This is a genomic window from Haloterrigena turkmenica DSM 5511 (assembly GCF_000025325.1).
In the GTDB taxonomy this organism is placed as follows: domain Archaea; phylum Halobacteriota; class Halobacteria; order Halobacteriales; family Natrialbaceae; genus Haloterrigena; species Haloterrigena turkmenica.
This window is the reverse complement of the sequence record NC_013743.1, coordinates 20,304-36,824: the sequence shown is the minus strand read 5'-3', so window position 1 is coordinate 36,824 and position 16,521 is coordinate 20,304. Positions and strand designations below refer to the sequence as shown.

14 protein-coding genes and 1 pseudogene are annotated in these 16,521 nt (G+C 67.5%); 10 read left to right on the top strand and 5 right to left on the bottom strand.

What is annotated here, in order from left to right:
- Positions 1–544: 544 nt before the first annotated feature.
- A complete protein-coding gene (gene alaS / locus HTUR_RS00160; protein WP_012941267.1) occupies positions 545–3,322 on the bottom strand; it encodes an alanine--tRNA ligase in 2,778 nt (925 codons plus the stop codon).
- Positions 3,323–3,564: 242 nt separating this feature from the next.
- On the opposite strand from alaS, the gene HTUR_RS00155 reads away from it, so the two are divergent.
- The 3 genes from HTUR_RS00155 (at position 3,565) to HTUR_RS00145 (ending at position 6,034) form a co-directional block, all read left to right on the top strand.
- Positions 3,565–4,245, top strand: a complete 681-nt coding sequence (locus HTUR_RS00155; RefSeq protein WP_012941266.1) for a hypothetical protein — start codon at positions 3,565–3,567, stop codon at positions 4,243–4,245.
- Positions 4,242–4,949: a hypothetical protein gene (locus HTUR_RS00150; protein ID WP_012941265.1), complete on the top strand. Its 708-nt coding sequence runs from the start codon at positions 4,242–4,244 to the stop codon at positions 4,947–4,949. The genes HTUR_RS00155 and HTUR_RS00150 overlap by 4 nt, the downstream gene beginning before the upstream one ends.
- Before the next feature lie 185 nt (positions 4,950–5,134).
- On the top strand, positions 5,135–6,034 hold the full coding sequence (locus HTUR_RS00145) for a polysaccharide deacetylase family protein (protein ID WP_012941264.1): 900 nt from the start codon (positions 5,135–5,137) through the stop codon (positions 6,032–6,034).
- Here HTUR_RS00145 and HTUR_RS00140 read toward each other — a convergent pair.
- Complete coding sequence (locus HTUR_RS00140) at positions 6,025–7,011, bottom strand: asparaginase (protein WP_012941263.1); 987 nt, start codon at positions 7,009–7,011, stop codon at positions 6,025–6,027. The two genes, HTUR_RS00145 and HTUR_RS00140, sit on opposite strands and share 10 nt — an antisense overlap.
- 210 nt (positions 7,012–7,221) lie before the next feature.
- Here HTUR_RS00140 and HTUR_RS00135 point away from each other — a divergent pair, with 210 nt between their 5' ends.
- On the top strand, positions 7,222–9,363 hold the full coding sequence (locus HTUR_RS00135) for a GAF domain-containing protein (protein ID WP_012941262.1): 2,142 nt from the start codon (positions 7,222–7,224) through the stop codon (positions 9,361–9,363).
- Between the two features lie 85 nt (positions 9,364–9,448).
- Here the strand turns inward: HTUR_RS00135 and HTUR_RS00130 are convergent, their stop codons facing one another.
- Positions 9,449–10,441 carry a replication factor C small subunit gene (locus HTUR_RS00130; RefSeq protein WP_012941261.1) on the bottom strand — a complete coding sequence of 331 codons (993 nt, stop codon included), beginning with the start codon at positions 10,439–10,441 and terminating at the stop codon, positions 9,449–9,451.
- Positions 10,442–10,598: 157 nt separating this feature from the next.
- On the opposite strand from HTUR_RS00130, the gene HTUR_RS00125 reads away from it, so the two are divergent.
- Together HTUR_RS00125 and samp2 are read left to right on the top strand one after the other, a co-directional pair.
- Positions 10,599–11,684 carry a bactofilin family protein gene (locus HTUR_RS00125; RefSeq protein ID WP_012941260.1) on the top strand — a complete coding sequence of 362 codons (1,086 nt, stop codon included), beginning with the start codon at positions 10,599–10,601 and terminating at the stop codon, positions 11,682–11,684.
- Positions 11,685–11,763: 79 nt separating this feature from the next.
- Positions 11,764–12,000 carry a ubiquitin-like small modifier protein SAMP2 gene (samp2, locus tag HTUR_RS00120; protein WP_012941259.1) on the top strand — a complete coding sequence of 79 codons (237 nt, stop codon included), beginning with the start codon at positions 11,764–11,766 and terminating at the stop codon, positions 11,998–12,000.
- 241 nt (positions 12,001–12,241) lie between these two features.
- On the opposite strand, the gene solA is transcribed toward samp2, so the two are convergent.
- The gene (solA, locus tag HTUR_RS00115) at positions 12,242–13,387 is read right to left on the bottom strand and encodes an N-methyl-L-tryptophan oxidase (RefSeq protein ID WP_012941258.1); all 1,146 of its coding nucleotides are present in this window, start codon (positions 13,385–13,387) and stop codon (positions 12,242–12,244) included.
- A gap of 97 nt (positions 13,388–13,484) precedes the next feature.
- Between solA and HTUR_RS00110 the strand changes: the two are divergent.
- Positions 13,485–13,862 (top strand): annotated as a pseudogene (locus tag HTUR_RS00110) (SRPBCC family protein); the annotation flags it as partial.
- Between the two features lie 207 nt (positions 13,863–14,069).
- Here the strand turns inward: HTUR_RS00110 and HTUR_RS00105 are convergent.
- Positions 14,070–14,708, bottom strand: a complete 639-nt coding sequence (locus HTUR_RS00105; protein ID WP_012941256.1) for a helix-turn-helix domain-containing protein — start codon at positions 14,706–14,708, stop codon at positions 14,070–14,072.
- A 317-nt stretch (positions 14,709–15,025) separates the two neighbouring features.
- Between HTUR_RS00105 and HTUR_RS00100 the strand changes: the two genes are divergently transcribed.
- From HTUR_RS00100 to HTUR_RS00090, 3 genes are all read left to right on the top strand, one after another.
- Complete coding sequence (locus tag HTUR_RS00100; RefSeq protein WP_012941255.1) at positions 15,026–15,562, top strand: peroxiredoxin family protein; 537 nt, start codon at positions 15,026–15,028, stop codon at positions 15,560–15,562.
- A gap of 3 nt (positions 15,563–15,565) precedes the next feature.
- Positions 15,566–16,063 carry a GNAT family N-acetyltransferase gene (locus tag HTUR_RS00095; protein ID WP_012941254.1) on the top strand — a complete coding sequence of 166 codons (498 nt, stop codon included), beginning with the start codon at positions 15,566–15,568 and terminating at the stop codon, positions 16,061–16,063.
- 77 nt (positions 16,064–16,140) lie between these two features.
- Positions 16,141–16,509, top strand: a complete 369-nt coding sequence (locus HTUR_RS00090; protein WP_012941253.1) for a hypothetical protein — start codon at positions 16,141–16,143, stop codon at positions 16,507–16,509.
- Positions 16,510–16,521: the final 12 nt, after the last annotated feature.

Below are 16,521 nucleotides of genomic sequence, written 5' to 3'. Positions count from 1 at the left end.
TTGATATACTTCTACAGTGACACTCGCCTGACGGTTATCCCCGCCTCTATGAGTCCTTCCGTCTGGGATAGTACGAGGGATACATCACCTGGTTCGCCGTCGAAGCCGTGATCCCTGCCGGGGAAGCCGGTAAGGCCCTCAAGAACTCCGATCGCGTTTGCGAACCTGCAGGAGACGATGGCTTCCGTTTCGGGATCGAACAGTGGATTCAGACAGATCGCTGGTGAGGTCGACGTGAAGGGCGAGGGAGAGGTCTCGATCGGTGGAGAAACGTACCAATCGCCAGCGATCGAGTCGAAACACTGGAATCCCGAGAAATGGCCTGCAGACGTACCGTTTGACGACCTGTCGTGGAGCAGTCAGCTGACCGAATTGGTGGAGAAGCGAGTAACTCAGGCAGTCAAAGGCGAAGATACTGTGATTGCATCGATCACGATCCACTTACTCCCGAACCAACCGGTGCAGACGACGCGCTCGAGACGGCTCGAGAACATCTGACGCAGTAACACGTTAACGGAACCGCCATCGGAAAGAGAGCGGTACCTTACGCGTCCTGAATCTGCCGCAACACGTCGGGCGCGTCCTCGAGCGCCGCGTCCAGATCCTCGACGTTGGGGCCGCCGCCCTGCGCGAAGTCCGGCGGGCCGCCGCCGCCGCCGCCGACGCGGCCGGCGAGTTCGCCGACGACTTCGCCGGCGTTGACGTCCGAGTCGTCGGGCACCGCGACGACGAACTGGGCGCCGCTCTGGCCGCTGCCGAGGACGGCGATCTTGCCCTCCTCGACGAGGGCGTTGGCGGTCGCGCGGAGTTCGTCCATGTCGGCGTCGATGCGGTCGACGACCGCGGTCCGGTCGCCGACGTCGACCTCCTCGCCGCCGCCACCGCCGCCGGCGCGGGCCGCGGCGAGCTGTTCGGTCAGGTCCTCGATCTCCTTGCCTCGCGCCTTCCACTCCTCGAAGAAGCGTTCGGCGGTTTCGGGCACGTCCTCGGGCGAGACGTCGAGGATTTCGGCGGCCTCGTAGAGGGCGTCCTCTTTGACCTGCGTCGACTCGATCGCGGCCTCGCCGGCCGCGAACGTGATGCGCTCGACGCCGTCCTGGACGCGTTCGGTGTTGAGGATCTTGATCGAGCCGATGTCGCCGGTGCGGGCGACGTGGGTGCCACCACAGGCCTGGATATCGTCGGCGACCTGGATCAGCCGGATCTGCTCGCCCGGCGGGATGCCGCCCTGGTAGAGGTCGAAGCCGTGTTCGGCCTCGGCGTCGTGGCGGTCGGGCCAGTCCTGGCTGACCTGGGTGTTGTCCATCACGAGCTCGTTGGCCAGCGACTCGATCTCCTTGACGTCCGCGCGGGAGATGCGGTCGTAGTGGCGGACGTCGATCCGTGAGGAGTCGACGCCCTTCTGGGCGCCGGCCTGACGGATGTGCTCGCCCAAGACCTGTCGGGCCGCGTGGATGACGATGTGGGTCGCCGTGTGGTGGCGCATCAGCTGCCGGCGGCGGCCGCCGTCGATCTGTCCGTTGACGAACTCACCCTTGCCGGGGTTCTCGTCGGCCCGGTGGAGGATGACGCCGTCCTCGATCTGGACGTCCGTGACCTCGGCGGCCGTGTCGTCGGTCGAGAGCGTCCCCGTGTCTGCGGGTTGGCCACCGCCCTCGGGGTAGAACATCGTCTGGTCTAAGACGACGTCGTACCCCTCCTCGCGCTCGAAGACGTCGAGCACGACGGCCTCGAACTGGGTGCGCTGCTGGTCGTCGTAGTAGAGCTTCTCGGTCTCGGGGAGGTCCTCGAATCGGTCCTCCTCGTCCTCGTCGGCCGCCTCGACGGCCTCGGGGGTGTCGTGGCGCTGGGCGACGAGGCTGTAGAAGTCGTCCGGCACGTCGATCTCGGCGCCGGCCTCCTCGGCGATCTCCTCGACCATATCGGGCTGGATGCCGTGGGAGTCGTAGAGCTCGATCAGCTCCTCGATCGGGATCGGCTCGCCCTTCTTGGCGTACTCCTCGGCGAGCGTCTCGACCCGGCGACCGCCCCGCTCGAGCGTCTCGCGGTACTTCTCGACCTCGGTGCGGACGATGTCACGAATCGTGTCGCGGTTCTCGTACTCGAGGCGCTGGGCCTGCATGTCGACGAGTTCGTCCAGTGGCGCGTCGACGCCGGCGTTGTCACAGAGACGCTTCGTGCGCCGGAGGACCATCCGCGCGAGGTAGCCCGTCCCGACGTTCGAGGGGACGATGCCGTCGCCGAGCATGTACGCCAGCGTGCGGCAGTGGTCGGCGATGGCGTAGATATCCTCGAGCGGCTCGACGAGATCGCGCAGCTCATCGACGGAGACGCCGATTTCGGCTGCGATCTCGCCGCGGGCGGCCTCGACGTCGTCGACGTCATCGATATCGAGCTGGCCGGAGAGACGGGCGGCGCGGGAGACGATCTCGGTCTCCTCGTCGGTGTAGGAGAGGCCGGCGTTGTCCTTGAGGAAGTCGATCATCTCCGGGTAGATCGCCTCGTAGACCGTCGCGGTGCCCTGGCTCATCCAGGTCCACCGCTCGAGACCGTAGCCGGTGTCGACGATGTAGGTGTCCATGTAGGAGTACCGGTTCCCGTCCTTGAGCTCGTACTCGCCCTCGGGGTCCTGTTCCATGCACATGAAGACCAGCGTGGCGATCTCGAGCCCGCGGTAGATGACCTCGATGGCGGGGCCGGCGTTGCCGCCGCCGACCCAGGGATCCTCGATGTAGGTGACCTCGCTGATGTCCGCACCGAGTTCCTGGAGCAAGCCGTCACAGAGTTCGACGGTGCGGTCCTTCCAGTAGACCTCGCCGTGGTAGGCGTACTTGTCCTCGGGGATGTCCTCGCGCGTGTTGAACGCGTGGTGGGCCATCATCTCGAAGGCCATCGTGTGCCGGCCCGTCTTGCCAACGTTGTCGATGTCCTGCATCCGGATACAGGGCTGGGACACCGTCAGCGGATTCGCCGGCGGCGGCGTCTCGCCGCTGGTGACGAGCGGCTGGAAGTCGTAGATCGAGGCCTGGGTCAACAGGACGTCGTCGCGCCAGCGGTTTGCGGCGACGGGGTAGGGCTCGATCCGCTCGTGGTCGTTGTCCTCGAAGTACGAGAGGAACACCTCGCGCATCTCCGTCAGGCTGTACTCCTCGTCGAAGCCGGGATTCTCGATGAAACCGTACTCCGCACACGGTGGCTCGCCACAGGTCTCCCGGTCGTGATCACGGGTCCAGAAGTGCGCGCCACAGGACGGACACTCCTTGCGTTCGAATCCTTCCTCCTCGAAGTACTCGAGGCGGTACTCGTCCGCCAGTTCGCTCATTACGTATGTGTTGGCCAGCCAGCGCCTAAAACAGTTCCGCAACGTTCAGTCGGGCGAAATCGTCGGCCGTGACCGATACCGTCGTTCCCGCGACGGCATGTTTTTCCCACAATGATAGTGGCAGGTAGGAAAATATATAGCTCTACTATTCTATCTTTTCTAATAAGTCCAGAAATGAAGGAGATCGAACGGCTTGCTCGGGGCAACCGAAGGAGATCGACTCGAGGTGCCAGCGACTAGCAATGCAGTCGAGACGCTCCCTCCTTCGGACCGGCGGCCTGGCCGCGGTCGGGACGCTCGGCGGCCTCGTCGCGTTACCGTCGCCGCCCGACGCGACGCCGGCGGATCGAACGGCCGAAGCCGCCGCGCTGCCGGACGCGGTGGTCGGGTGGACCGACGACCGGATCACCCGCGAGACCGAGACGCCGATCGCGCGCTACCAGTACCGCGCGACCGCCGCCGACCCTAACCGAACCGACCGCGACGGGTTCGTCGCGACGTCGCCGATCAACGTCGTCCTCGTGCCGGACGCCGAGACCGACGCGGCCGGCCTCGAGAGCGTCCTGCAAGTGCTCGAGGCCGAGGGCTGGCTTCGCGACCCCGACGAGTACACGCGCTACGCCTGGGACCGGACCGAGGGTCGGTTCGTCCGCCAGCAGGCGACGGCCGCCGAATCCTACTTCGGCGCCAGCAGCCGCTTTCATGTGCGCTGCTGGTCGTTCGAGGGGATCGTCTCGATGCAGGTCCACGAGGACTCGGCGGCCCGGCCGAAACACGACGTGATCTCCTACGACCGCGGCCGCGAGTCGATCGCCGCGGCCTTCGACGCGGCCGGCTGGGACGTCTCGCCGAGCGCGATCGATCTCGACAACGACCAGAGCGATCACGACGGTCTCGCGACCGTCATCACAGAGGCCCCATGAGCACCGACGACTGCAACCAGAACCGGTTCGACCTCCGCCCCGCAGTCAGCACCGTTCTCGACCATCCGCTGGCCGGCCTCGAGCGCCGTCGAACGACGATCGCCGTCGCGTATCTGAGCGCCCTGATCGGGCTGTTCGCCGTCAGCTACGCGGGGGCGAACGTCAGGGTCGACGACGTACTGTTGGACACGCTGTCGCTCGGGTTCGACCACGTCAGCACCGTCTTGATCGTCGCCGTCACGGCGACGGTCACGGTCGTCCCGTTCGCCTACGCGATCTGGAACGGCGGGCCGGGACTGACCTTCGCGATCCCGCTGGTGCCGGTCGCCCTCGGCGACCTCGCGGCGGGACAGTACGTGCTCGGCGTCGATACGGCGGTCGCGCTGACCGCCGGCGCGGCCGCGAGCGCGCTCGCCCTCTACGCGATCGACGTCCGGACCGCGGACTCGCTTCGCCCCTGGCGGACCGCCGGCGGCCCCGCGGTCCCGCGGCTGCTGACGGTGACGGTGCTGACGGTCGTCGCCGCCTTCGGAATCGCCCGGTTCGTCGCCGTCGTCCCGCCGCGAAGTCTCGAGCGCTACGCGCCGTTCGCCGCGCTCTGGCTCGTTCCCTTCGGAATCGTCGCCAGCTACTGGACCGTCGAAGTTCGAACGGCCGTTGCGACGCGGGCCGACCACGCCGACAGCGATCGAGCCGACACGTGACCGGCGTCGAACCGGATCAGCAATTTTGCGGAGCGACCCCGAGTAAGTTGTTCGACGGAGCGGCCTCGAGTGGCGACTCGATGCTGAGCTACCGTAATCGGCGGCGACCGGTCAGCACCGAATACGGTCACGAGTGGCCGTAAAACGGTTCTTTACCGCTGGTTCCTGAGAGCTACGACCGCACTATGGGAACTGTTGATGTCGCGATCGGCGTCGACGCGGACTGCGTCGCCGGCTGGCTCGGCTCGTACGGCGGATCGGACTCGCCCGCTGACCTCTCGCGGGGGCTGGCCGCTGGCAACGAGGGCATCCCGCGGATGCTCGCGCTCTTCGACGAGCAGGATATCGAGACGTCGTGGTACGTCCCCGGCCACACGATCGACACCTTCCGCAACGAGATCGAGGCGGTCGCGGCCGACGGCCACGAACTGGGCGTCCACGGCTACTCCCACGAGAACCCGACCGACCTCTCCCGAGAGCAGGAAGACGAGATCCTCGAGGTCTCGATCGACCTCATCGAGGACGTCACCGGCTCGGAGCCGGTCGGGCACCGCGCCAGCTGGTGGGAGTTCAGCGAGAACACGCCCGAACTCGTCGAGAAGCACGGCTTCCTCTACGACAGCAGCCTCATGGAACGGATGTTCGAACCGGGGTGGATGCGCAAGGGCGACAGCTGGGAGAAGATCCGGTACGAAGAGGATCCCGAGACGTGGATGGAGCCGTATCGGTACGGCGAGGAGACCGATATCGTCGAGATTCCGATCAGCTGGTACCGCGACGACATTCCGCCGATGCTCTTTATCAAGCAGCCGATCTACCACGCCGGCTACAAGGACCCGGAGATGATGTACGAGCAGTACTACAAGCGGCAGTTCGACTACCTCTACAACCGCCGCGGCGCGGGAGTGTACACGTTCACGATCCACCCGGACATCCACGGCCTGCCCCACATGATCCCGCTGCTCGAGGAGTTCATCCAGTACGTCAAGGGTCACGAGAACGCGCAGTTTACCACCCTCGAGACGATCGCCGAGACGTACAAAGAGGATCCGTCGGTGTACGAAACCGAGAGCGACTACGTCTGAGAGTCAGCGGGCGAAAACGCCTCCCGAATCGCGTCCTCGTCGTCGGACGCCTCGAGCGCCAGCGCGAGTCGAAGCCTGGCCTGCTGGGCGGTGAGATCGTTGGCGAAGATGGCCCCGTACTCGCGAAGCTGTTCGCCACCGCCGTCGCCGCCGTAGACCGGCGCGACTCGCCCCTCGAGGCAGCGCGACGTGACGACGACGGGGACGCCCGCCTCGATTGCGTCGCGAGCGGCGTCGGCGAGGCCCGCCGTGACGTTCCCGAGGCCCGTCCCTTCGACGACGAGCCCATCTGCGCCGCGCTCGAGGGCGGCAGCGACCAGGTCGCCGGTAACGGCGCTCCCGCTCTTGATCGTGTAGACGGTCGCCTCGAGCGACGTCGCGTCGATCAGTCGCGTCTCGCTGCGCGGCCGGCGGTGGATCGCGACGCCGTTCCGGTCGACGGTCGCGACCGGTCCCGCGTTCCGCGAGCGAAACGCTTCGAGGGCGGACGTGTGCGTCTTCGTCACCGAACGGGCGCTGTGGACCGTCTCGTTGAACGCGATGAACGTCCCGCCGGCGTCGCGATCGACGAACGCCTCGGCGGCGCGGACCGCCGTCAGGAGGTTGCTCGGCCCGTCGGAACTCACCTCGTCCGGGCGGCGCTGGGCGCCCGTCAAGAACACCGGCGTCTCGGGCTGGACGGTGACGTCGAGGTAGTACGCCGTCTCCTCCATCGTGTCCGTGCCGTGAGTGATGACGACGGCGTCGACCGTCGGATCGGCCTCGAGCTCGCGGACCCGCTCGCCGACCGTCTCGAGCGTCTCGGCGTCCATCTCGAAGCTCGGCACCTGCGCGACCTCGTCGACCGAGAGGGACGCATGAGACTCGAGTTCCGGAACGGCCTCGAGGAGTTCCGCGCCCGTTCGCGTCGGCCGCGCCCCGCCGTCCGCGTCGGTGCTCGCGATCGTGCCGCCCGTGCTGAGAAGCGTCACGTCCATGGAATCGCGTTCCACGGTGACGGCCGAAAAGGTAGTCCCGACCGGGGTCGCTCGCGCGGCCTCGAGTTGGTCGTCGACGAACGGCGAGCGGGTCGACCGCGAGTCGCTCGTGACAGACAGGGAACGAATTCGGCCGCCTCAGCGTTCGATACGTCCGGTGGATTAGTATAGGGGGAGTCGGTCACTGCAAACGAATACGGTTTCAGTAGCATGACGCCCCCGCCGCGATCACGACCGCGTACGGTGATCTACCTCGCCGAGATCGACGCCGCGGCCCGCGACGGCGCGGCCGCCCTCGAGCGCGTCGACTCGGGCCCACAGCGGCTGGTCCAGCCGCTGACGACGGACGCGGTCGACAGTCTGGGCAGTTGGGCGGCCGAGGCCGACTGCGTCGTCTTCGCGGAGACGCCGACGACCGCGGCGGGAGCCACGCTGCTCGAGGCCGTCGAGGCCTGCGGGTCGACGCCGGTGATACTCTTCTCCGAGGCCACGTACGCGCCGTCGGCCGCGCGATCGACCGACGGAATCGACGGCTACGTCCGTCGAGGGACCGACGACGCCGTCGCCCACCTCGCGGACGAGATCGAGTGGGTCTGCGCCGGCGAGCGCGCGGCCGCGGCGACGGCGCTGCCCGCCGCAGATTCGGACGCGGAGTCGGACGCCGTCGAGACGAGCGATACCGACGACGTGGCCGATACCGGTGACGCGACCGGACGGCCGACCGCCGAACTCCTCGAGTCGCTCCCCGACGTCGCCGCCTGCGAGGAGCGCGACCGACTCTTCGAGCGCCTGGTCGCGACCGCCGCCGACGCTGTCGGGACCGAGTACGGCTGGCTGTCGACGGTCCACTTCGGCGAGTTGACGCCGCGGGCGACCACCGACGCGGTCGCGGCCGAAGACCTCGAGCCGATCTCCCGAAACGGCCTGCTCGACGAGGCGCTGCGAACCGGCGAACCGATTCGGATCGATGACCTCGCGGCCGACGGGTGCCCGGAGGCGCCCCTCGAGGGGATGGAATCGCTGTGCTGCGTGCCGGTCGCCGACGTCGGTCTCCTCCTGCTCGCCGCCGCGGAACCGGCGGCGTTCGACGACCGCGATCGCGACCTGCTCGCCGCGTGGGGACGAGTCGGGGCCGCCGTCCTCGAGCGCGTAGAGACCGAAACGAACCTGCGGACCGATCGCGATCGACTGCGCCAGGAACTGGACCGCGCCGAGGAGATTCGAGACCGAATCGCCGCCGAGCGCGACGAACTGGCGGCCGAGCGCGATCGCCTCGTCGCGGAACGCGACCGCGCCCGAGCGCTGTTCGCGACCGTCCCGGAGCCGGCAGTCCACTACGAGATCGACGACGGACAGCCGATCGTCAGGCGCGTCAACGACGCGTTCACCGACGTCTTCGACACCGGTCCGGCGGCGGTCGTCGACGAACCGCTGGACGCAGCCACCGTCCCGCCGGGGCTCGAGCACCGTCAGGCGACGCTGACAGAAGCGTTGCGGGCCGGTCAGCGCCGACAACTGGTCAGCCGGCGCGAGACCGTCGACGGCGTCCGCGAGTTCCGCCTGGCGCTAGTTCCGCTCGAGGCGGCCGAAGCGGACGGGGCGACGGCTCACAACCCCGAGGGGCTGATCGTCTACAGCGACGTCACCGACGCGAACCGCCGGGAGCGAGAGCTGGCGGCCACCGAGGCGCGTCTCGAGTCGATCGCCGAGAGCCTCGAGACGGACGTCCGAACGCCGCTGAACGTCGCCCGAGGGTATCTCGAACTCGCCGAGGAGACCGGCGACGCGGAGCACTTCGCTGAGGTCGAGACGGCCCAGGAACGGCTCCGCGAGCGCGTCGCGGAGCTGCGCGCGATCGCCCGTCGGGACCAGATGGCCATCGAGACCGAACCCGTCGCCGTCACCGACGTCGCGCGCCGGGCCTGGATCGCCGTCGACAGCGGCGACGCGCGGCTCGTGACCCGCGAGGACCGCGTCCTCGAGGCCGACAAGGCGCAGTTGCGGGAGCTGTTCGAGTACCTGCTGCGGGCGGCGGTCGAGAGCGTCGGCGCCGATGGTGACGGGAAGGGGAGCGACGACGCCGCGGCCGGCGACGCGCCGATCGTTACCGTCGGGGCGACCGACGACGGGTTCGCCGTGACCGGCCACCCCGCGGGGACCGACGTGACGCCGATCGGGCGAGAGATGATGCCCGTTCCCGGCCGGCTGACCGCCGCCGACGGCACCGGATTCGGGCTCGGACCCGTCGAACGGATCGCCGACGCCCACGGCTGGGACGTCGGCGTCGCCACCGACGAGGGAGCTACGTTCGCGTTTCGCGGGATCGACCCGGTCGACGTGAGTCGTGACTGAAACGGTCGATCCCGTCGCCGCAAAAAGAGCACTTCGGACGGTGGTTTACAACCTCGAGTCGAAACGAAGGGCGAAGACGGACTGATTAGGCGTCGTCCTCGAGGGCCAGTGACGCCAGCATGGCCTCGAGTTGCAGCCGTTCGTTCGCGCCCTCGGTGATCCGGTAGTCCACTTCGCCCAGTCGCTCGAGCAGGCGGACGGTCGCCATTTCGGGGATGTCGAACTCCCAGGCCGAGCGGTGCAGTTGGTCGATGACGTCGCCGCCGGCGAGGCCGCGCTCGGTCAGCAGGTCCTCTAAGGCGGCGCGAGCGGCGGTGAAGTCGCCGTCGATGGCGTGCTCGACCATCTTCTCGACTTCCTCGGGTCGCGCCGTGGCGGTGATGGCGAAAACGGTCTCCTCGTCGACGGTCTCGCCCATCACGGCCGCGGCCTGCAGGCCGTTGATCGCCTTGCGCATGTCGCCGTCGGCCGCGTAGACCAGCGCGTCGACGCCGTCGTCGGTGACCTCGATCCCCTCGTTGGCCGCGATCTCGCGGACCTGGGCCTCGATGGCGTCCTCGGTGAGTTCGGTGAATCGGAAGACCGCACAGCGGGACTGGATGGGGTCGATGATCTGACTCGAGTAGTTACACGAGAGGATGAAGCGCGTGTTGTTGGAGAACTGCTCCATCGTTCGGCGCAGCGCCGACTGGGCGTCGGAGGTCAGCGCGTCGGCCTCGTCCAGGAAGATGATGCGGTGGGAATAGCCACCGAAAGAGGAGCGTGCGAAGTCCTTGATCCGGTCGCGGACCACGTCGATCCCCCGCTGGTCGGAGGCGTTGAGTTCGAGGAAGTTCTCGCGCCAGTCGTCGCCGTAGATCTCGCGCGCGATACCGACGGCCGCGGTCGTTTTTCCAGTTCCCGCCGGACCTGCAAACATGAGGTTCGGCAGCTCATCCCGCTCTACGTACTGTTTTAGCCGCGGGACGATGTTTTCGTGGCCCTTGATCTCGTCGAGCCGTTCCGGCCGGTACTTCTCGATCCAGACTTCGGTCCTGCCGGGTGTCGGCTCCGCCGCCTCGGCGTCGGCCTCGCTCATACCGCTCGCAAGGGGCGGCCGGAAGGTGAATCTTGCCTTGTCCGCGTCGGCCCAGCGGGTCCCCCGGCCGCCGGACCGCGAATCATGGCGGGAAGACAGTCCGTCGTACTGACCACTGCGTGTGGTATTTTTCCCGAGACTCATCGTACGTTCCTGTATGTCCAGCAACAATAACTCGCGGACGCTTCTCGTCATCGCCCTCGTAGCCGTCGTCGTCGCTGGCACCGTCCCGGCTACCGTCGCCGGACAGGCGGAGCGAACGGGGGGCACGGTCGTCGTCGAGGAGGGCGAGACGGTCGACAGCCTCGAGGCGTTCGGGGGGACGGTCATCGTCGAAGGCACCGTGACGGGCGACGTCAGCGCCGTCGCCGGCGACGTGCGAATCGAGGGCGACGTCGAGGGGAACCTCGAGGCCGTCGGCGGCAGCGTCACGATCGCCGGGACCGTTCAGGGCGACGTCGAGGCCGCCGGCGGGAGCGTGACGATCACCGAGGACGGGGTCGTCGGCGGAACGACCTCGATCGGCGCCGGAACCGTCGTCGTCGACGGGACGCTCGAGGGAGACGCGGAGATCGGCGCCGAGACGATCCAGTTGGGTGAGAGCGCGTCGATCGCGGGCGACCTCCGCTACGGCGGCAACCTCCAGGGGAACACCGACGCGGTCGCCGGCGATATCGAACAGGACTCGTCGGTCGGCGTCGATCTCGCGCCGACGATCCAGCCGATCGCCTCGTGGCTGTTCGCGGCCTACGCGCTAGTGCTGAACCTCGTGCTCGGGGCGGCGTTGCTCGCCCTGTTCCCCCGGTTCTCGGACGGAGTCGCGGATCGCGTCTCGAGTGCGCCCGCACGGTCCGGGCTGGCCGGACTCGGCGTCCTCGTCGGTGTCCCCATCCTGCTCATCGCGCTGGCGATCACGGTGATCGGGATCCCGTTCTCGATCGTCGGCGCGTTCGCGTTCGTCCTCGTCGTCTGGATCGGGATCGTCTACGGTCGCTTCGCCATCGGTGCGTGGCTGCTCTCGCTGGTCGGCGTTGGAAGCCGCTGGCTCGCGCTGCTGGTCGGGCTAGTGATCGGCGCGGCCCTCGGACTGATTCCGATCGTCGGCGGCCTGCTGAACCTGCTCGTCCTCCTGCTGGGCATCGGCGCGCTCGCCGTCGGCCTGTACAGCCACTGGCGGACCGCGCGGAGACGCGAGCGAGAGCCCCGCCGCGGGGTCGGACCCGACGGGCCGACGACCGACTGACGGGACCCCGCGTCAATGCCGGTCCGCCGGCCGAGGGCGAGAGCGACGCGCTCAAGTCTGCGCTCCCGCAAGGACGCCTATGCGCGTCACCGTCGACGTTAAGGGCGAGGACACCCACGAGATCGACCTCGAGACGGTCTCGGCGTCGGGAACGGCCGCGGACGGCGAGACAGTCCCGACCTATCGGGACCTCCTCCGCGAGGTCGATCTCAGCCCCCACGAGGTGAGCGTCCTCGTCGACGGTCGTCCGGTACCGGAAGACCAGCCCGTCGAGAGCGAGCATGTGACGGTATTGCGGTTAATCAAAGGCGGCTAACGCCGGTCGCGGATCGGGGCGACACGTCTCGAGTGCCGCCCGCTTTTGAACGGGTCGATCACCGGCGATCGAGATTCTTGGGTGGACTCGGCGATTAGCTTCGTCTGTCGGATCCGCTCACGGCGGTCGCCGTCCTCGATACCGAGGACTGCCTGCGCTCGCGCTTTCGTTTCAGGAAGTCCCAGCGGTCCGCGGTGTACGCGACCCGTCGGTGTCGAACCAAGGGACGGCCGCGGGCGACTCAGACGTCGAACCGATCGAACCGGAACATGTCGACCGGGTGGTCGGTGTCGCCGTCGATCGCGAGGTCGGCGAGGATCTCGCCGATGACGCTGGCGAACTTGAAGCCGTGGCCCGAGAAGCCCGCGCCGACGGCCACCTGTGGGTGCTCGGGGAGCGTATCGAGGATGAAGTGCTCGTCGGGCGAATTGGTGAACATGCAGGTCGCGAGCCGCATCGTCGTCCCGGCGGCGTCGGCGAAGTAGTTCTCAGTAACCTCGCGGAGGAGTCGCTCGTCCTCGCGGTTCGGCTCCCTCTCGTAGTCGTCGGGATCGACCTGTTTGTCCCGGTGGTGGTACTTGCCGATCTTGAACCCCGGCACGTCGTAGATCGGCAGCCCGTAGAAGCGGCCTTCGGGGACCTTGAGGTTCCAGACCGGGAAGTTCTCGGGTTCGAACGTCGACGGCCGATCGGGCTGGAACCAGCCGAGTACCTGCCGCTCGGGGACCGCGAGATCCTCGAGCACGTCGGCGAACTTGTAGTTCCACGCCCCCGCGGCGAGCACCATGTTCTCGGCTTCGTAGGTCCCGCGATCGGTTTCGACGCGGACGCCCTCGTCCGACGTCGACTCCCACTCGAGGACGCGCTCGCGGGCGCGCACCTCGGCGCCCGCCGCCTGGGCCGTCTCGACGTGGCCGACGATCGCCTGTTCGGGGACCACGAACCCGCCATCGGGCTGGTACAAGGCCTTGTACCCCTCGGGGAGGTCGTAGCCGGGGAACCGCTCGGCGACCTCCGCGCTCGTGAGGACCTCGTGGGGAATGTCGTGTTCCTCGCAGGAGCGCAGCGACCCCTCGAAGACGATGTTATCCGGGGGACCGGCGTCGATCGATCCCGTCCGGTGGATCACGTCGCGGCCGGTCTCGTCCGCGAGGTCGTCCCAGAGCTCGTAGGCCCGTTCGACGAGCGGAATGTAGGAAGGGTGCTCGTAGTAGGCGCGCCGGATGATCCGGGTGATCCCGTGGGAAGAGCCCATCGTATTTGGCACGTCGTAGCGCTCGAGGCCGAGCACGTCGCTGCCGCGGTCGGCGAGGTGAGCGGCCGTCGCGCTGCCCATTCCGCCGACGCCGATCACGATAACGTCGTATCGGGTTCCTGTTGCGACCATACCATCGGTCGGTTTGTCGGGCACCTACTTGGTTGTTAGTTAGTATCACACATGCCTCTTTGAAGAATCGGGGCCGGCTCGAGGGGCCACCGGCGGTCACCAGCACGAGGAAGACGTCGACGACGAGATGCGCATCCACCACGAACGCGAGGCGAAGTTCTACTACTTCTGGCCGAACCTCACGGTCAACGTGTACGGGACCGCTGACGGCGCCGGCACCTACATCATCGTCGGCCCGATCGACGAGGGGCGGTTCCAGCTCGTCGCGGACCACTGCTTCGCGGATCCGGATCTGACCGAGGCGAAAGCGGAGTTCGTCCGGACGAGCCGGCAGCTCCGGGAGGAGGACTTCGAGCTGATCGACCGCCAGCAGCGCGGGCTCGAGTCCGGCGGGACCGTGCAGGCGAGACTCGGACCGAACGAACACACCGTTCATAAGCGCCACCGCTTCGCACGGGAGGCCTACGAGGCGTAACCGCGCCGCGTCGCCTCGAGACAGAAGCGGGGTCGGTGAACGAGATCGTCGACCGCTATCGCCGACACCGTCGGCGAACGGGCCACGGCGTGAATCTCGCGCGCGATGCGCTTGGGTTCCGGAAGCAGACGATCTCGAGCGTGTCGTCGCCCTCGAAACCCGCTACGAGACCGGCGTCCCGATCAGCGTCGTCGCCGCCCTCGCGAGTCACTCCTCGCGGAGCGTCGACGCCACGAGTTGCCCGGTCCCGCGGCGGATGCGCCCGCCGGCGGCCGTCGACGAGATGCCGAGCTGTTCGGCGAGTTCCTCGAGCGAGATTTCGCGGGGCTCCTCGAAGTAGCCTTCCTCATGGGCGCTGACCAGCGCGGCGCGTTGTTTGTCGGTTACCTCCGGAAACGTCTCGCCGGTCCACTCGTCGCGCCGAAACATCCGGCGCAGTTCAAACGAGATGTCCCGCGTCTCACAGCAGTCCCAGAGGTCGGCGAGCGCTTCCCGGTCGGGAAGCTGAACGCGGGTCGTCCAGCCACGTCCGGTGGTCTCCGCGTTTAACAGCAGCCCGCCGAGTTCGGTCGTCAGCGGCGAGATGAGGACGGTCTCCTCGGAGTGCTGGAGCCGATAGATTCGCGCCGAACCGAGGTCGTCCGCGAGCATCCAGTCCGTCACCGTGTGGTCTTGCTCAAGGACGTCCTCGACCGCCTCGTCGGCACCCTCGACGAGGTAGAAGAACAGTCCGGTCTCCGGGTCCGTCGTGGAGTGGGGGACGACCTCGATGGACGCGTCCGGACGGTCCCGGATCGTCGGCGTCAACGCGAGATCAGGATGCGCGATATCGAAAATTGCGATCATGCTTACGGTTCGTCATGGCGGCGACTGTTGTGCGGTATATTCGTTCCGAAACAACTACCTGTATGAGGTATTTTTACCCAGTTGATTGTGTTGATCCCGGTTATAGTCTCCATTTGAGCATGTGTTCTGGATATAACTACTTAATCGTTATCCCGGGTTCGAAAGGAGTGTGTAACCTGGAACATTGTTCATCGCGGATCCGTACGCGCGCGCTATGGTCGGGGGACGGTTCGATCGCGTTCGGACAGCGGCGCCGGCGGTGCCCGCCTGACTGCTGAAAGCCGAGTCTCTTTCCCGGCTGCCGCGGTACGCCACGTATGACCGAATCGTCCCCCGATCTGACCCTCCCGAACGTCGGTCCCGGCCCGGATCCGCTCTCGCTGACCGACCTGACGGAGCCGGTCGCACCGGCCGACCCGACGACGACCGACGAGGCCGAGCCGGCCCACGACGCGGTCCTCCTGTTGCTCCATCGCGACCATCACGCCGGCCAGTGTCGCCGGCAGGTCCGGGCCGTCGCCGACCGCTACGACGAGTTCCGCGACCGTGGCTGTCAGGTCGTCTCGGTCGTTCCCGAACCCCGCGACCGGGTCGAGGAGTGGCAGGAGCGGTACGACCTGCCCTTCCCGCTCTGTGCGGACCCGGAGGCGACCGCGGGCGAGGCCTTCGACCAGCCCGTTCGGCTCGGTCCGGTCGGCCGCCACTTCGATCTCGTCGGCCGGATGCCCGCCGCCGTCGTCCTCGATATCCGCGACCCCGCCGCCCTCGAGGTCGTCGCGACCTACCGCGGCCGAACCAACATGGATCGCCCCGAAATCGACGAGTTGTTGGCCACTCTCGACCGACGGACCTGACGAATGGACGACCCCCACGAGACGAGAGCGGATTCGTTCGGCGAGGCGGTCGGGTACGTCCGCACCGCGATCGACGACGACATCCTCGAGGTCCGGCGCATCCTCGACGCGGCCATGCTCGAGCCCGGAGACGTCGAGACCCGGATCGCGGAGGGGAGCGTTCTGGTCGCCGGCGACGAGCGCGGCGGGACAACGGGGACCGCCGAACGGATTCTCGGGACGGTCGTGCTCGAGCCCTTCGAGAAAGGCGAAGAAGGAGACGGAAGCGGAAACGGCGACCGCGGGGCCCACGTCGGCGCGATCGGCGTCCGCCGTCGCCACCGCGGGCGCGGCATCGGCACGGCGCTGATCGACCGCGCCGTAGAGCGGGAGGGACGGCTGACGGCTCGGTTCGACGACGGCGTCCGCCCGTTCTACGAGCGGCTGGGCTTTTCGATCGAGCCGATCGACGAGCAGCGACACCGCGGCGTCAAAGTCGGTCGCGGGCTCGAGTTCGACTGAAACGCGTCGCCCGGCGGCGGGCAACCCGTCGCCTGCCGGCGGAACTTTATCCGAGAGAACGTGGTAGCCACCGCCGCATGGCACTCAAAGGGTTACTCAGCGGCAAGCCGTCGCGAAACGCCAAGCTCTACATCGGGATCGGTCTCATCTCGCTGGTCAAAGCGGTCGCGGTCCGCAACGACCGAAACCGGTTCCGCCGGGAACTGACTGACGCCGCCATGTTCATCGGCGTCGGTCTCGCGTTGCGGCAGTACAGCACTCTCAAAGCGGAGAAACGACGGGAGATCGAATCGCAGGTCCCCGACTGGGCGATCGATCTCGCGACCTCCGAACAGGCCCAGCGGGGCGTTCGCAGCCTCGCGAAGCAGCGACTGGGACGCCAGTCCGAACCGCAAGCGGAGTCGAGCCTGAAGGATCGGGCCCAGCGCGCGCTATCGAGTCGCTGATCGCGCAGTTCA

Excerpts from the sequence above, each read along its gene's own strand:
- HTUR_RS00155 (WP_012941266.1), top strand. The coding sequence starts at position 3,565 with ATGCAGTCGAGACGCTCCCTCCTTCGGACCGGCGGCCTGGCCGCGGTC.
- HTUR_RS00125 (WP_012941260.1), top strand. The coding sequence starts at position 10,599 with ATGTCCAGCAACAATAACTCGCGGACGCTTCTCGTCATCGCCCTCGTA.
- HTUR_RS00145 (WP_012941264.1), top strand. The coding sequence starts at position 5,135 with ATGGGAACTGTTGATGTCGCGATCGGCGTCGACGCGGACTGCGTCGCC.
- HTUR_RS00090 (WP_012941253.1), top strand. The coding sequence starts at position 16,141 with ATGGCACTCAAAGGGTTACTCAGCGGCAAGCCGTCGCGAAACGCCAAG.
- HTUR_RS00100 (WP_012941255.1), top strand. The coding sequence starts at position 15,026 with ATGACCGAATCGTCCCCCGATCTGACCCTCCCGAACGTCGGTCCCGGC.
- HTUR_RS00150 (WP_012941265.1), top strand. The coding sequence starts at position 4,242 with ATGAGCACCGACGACTGCAACCAGAACCGGTTCGACCTCCGCCCCGCA.
- solA (WP_012941258.1), bottom strand. The coding sequence starts at position 13,387 with ATGGTCGCAACAGGAACCCGATACGACGTTATCGTGATCGGCGTCGGC.
- HTUR_RS00105 (WP_012941256.1), bottom strand. The coding sequence starts at position 14,708 with ATGATCGCAATTTTCGATATCGCGCATCCTGATCTCGCGTTGACGCCG.
- HTUR_RS00135 (WP_012941262.1), top strand. The coding sequence starts at position 7,222 with ATGACGCCCCCGCCGCGATCACGACCGCGTACGGTGATCTACCTCGCC.
- samp2 (WP_012941259.1), top strand. The coding sequence starts at position 11,764 with ATGCGCGTCACCGTCGACGTTAAGGGCGAGGACACCCACGAGATCGAC.
- HTUR_RS00140 (WP_012941263.1), bottom strand. The coding sequence starts at position 7,011 with ATGGACGTGACGCTTCTCAGCACGGGCGGCACGATCGCGAGCACCGAC.
- alaS (WP_012941267.1), bottom strand. The coding sequence starts at position 3,322 with ATGAGCGAACTGGCGGACGAGTACCGCCTCGAGTACTTCGAGGAGGAA.
- HTUR_RS00095 (WP_012941254.1), top strand. The coding sequence starts at position 15,566 with ATGGACGACCCCCACGAGACGAGAGCGGATTCGTTCGGCGAGGCGGTC.
- HTUR_RS00130 (WP_012941261.1), bottom strand. The coding sequence starts at position 10,441 with ATGAGCGAGGCCGACGCCGAGGCGGCGGAGCCGACACCCGGCAGGACC.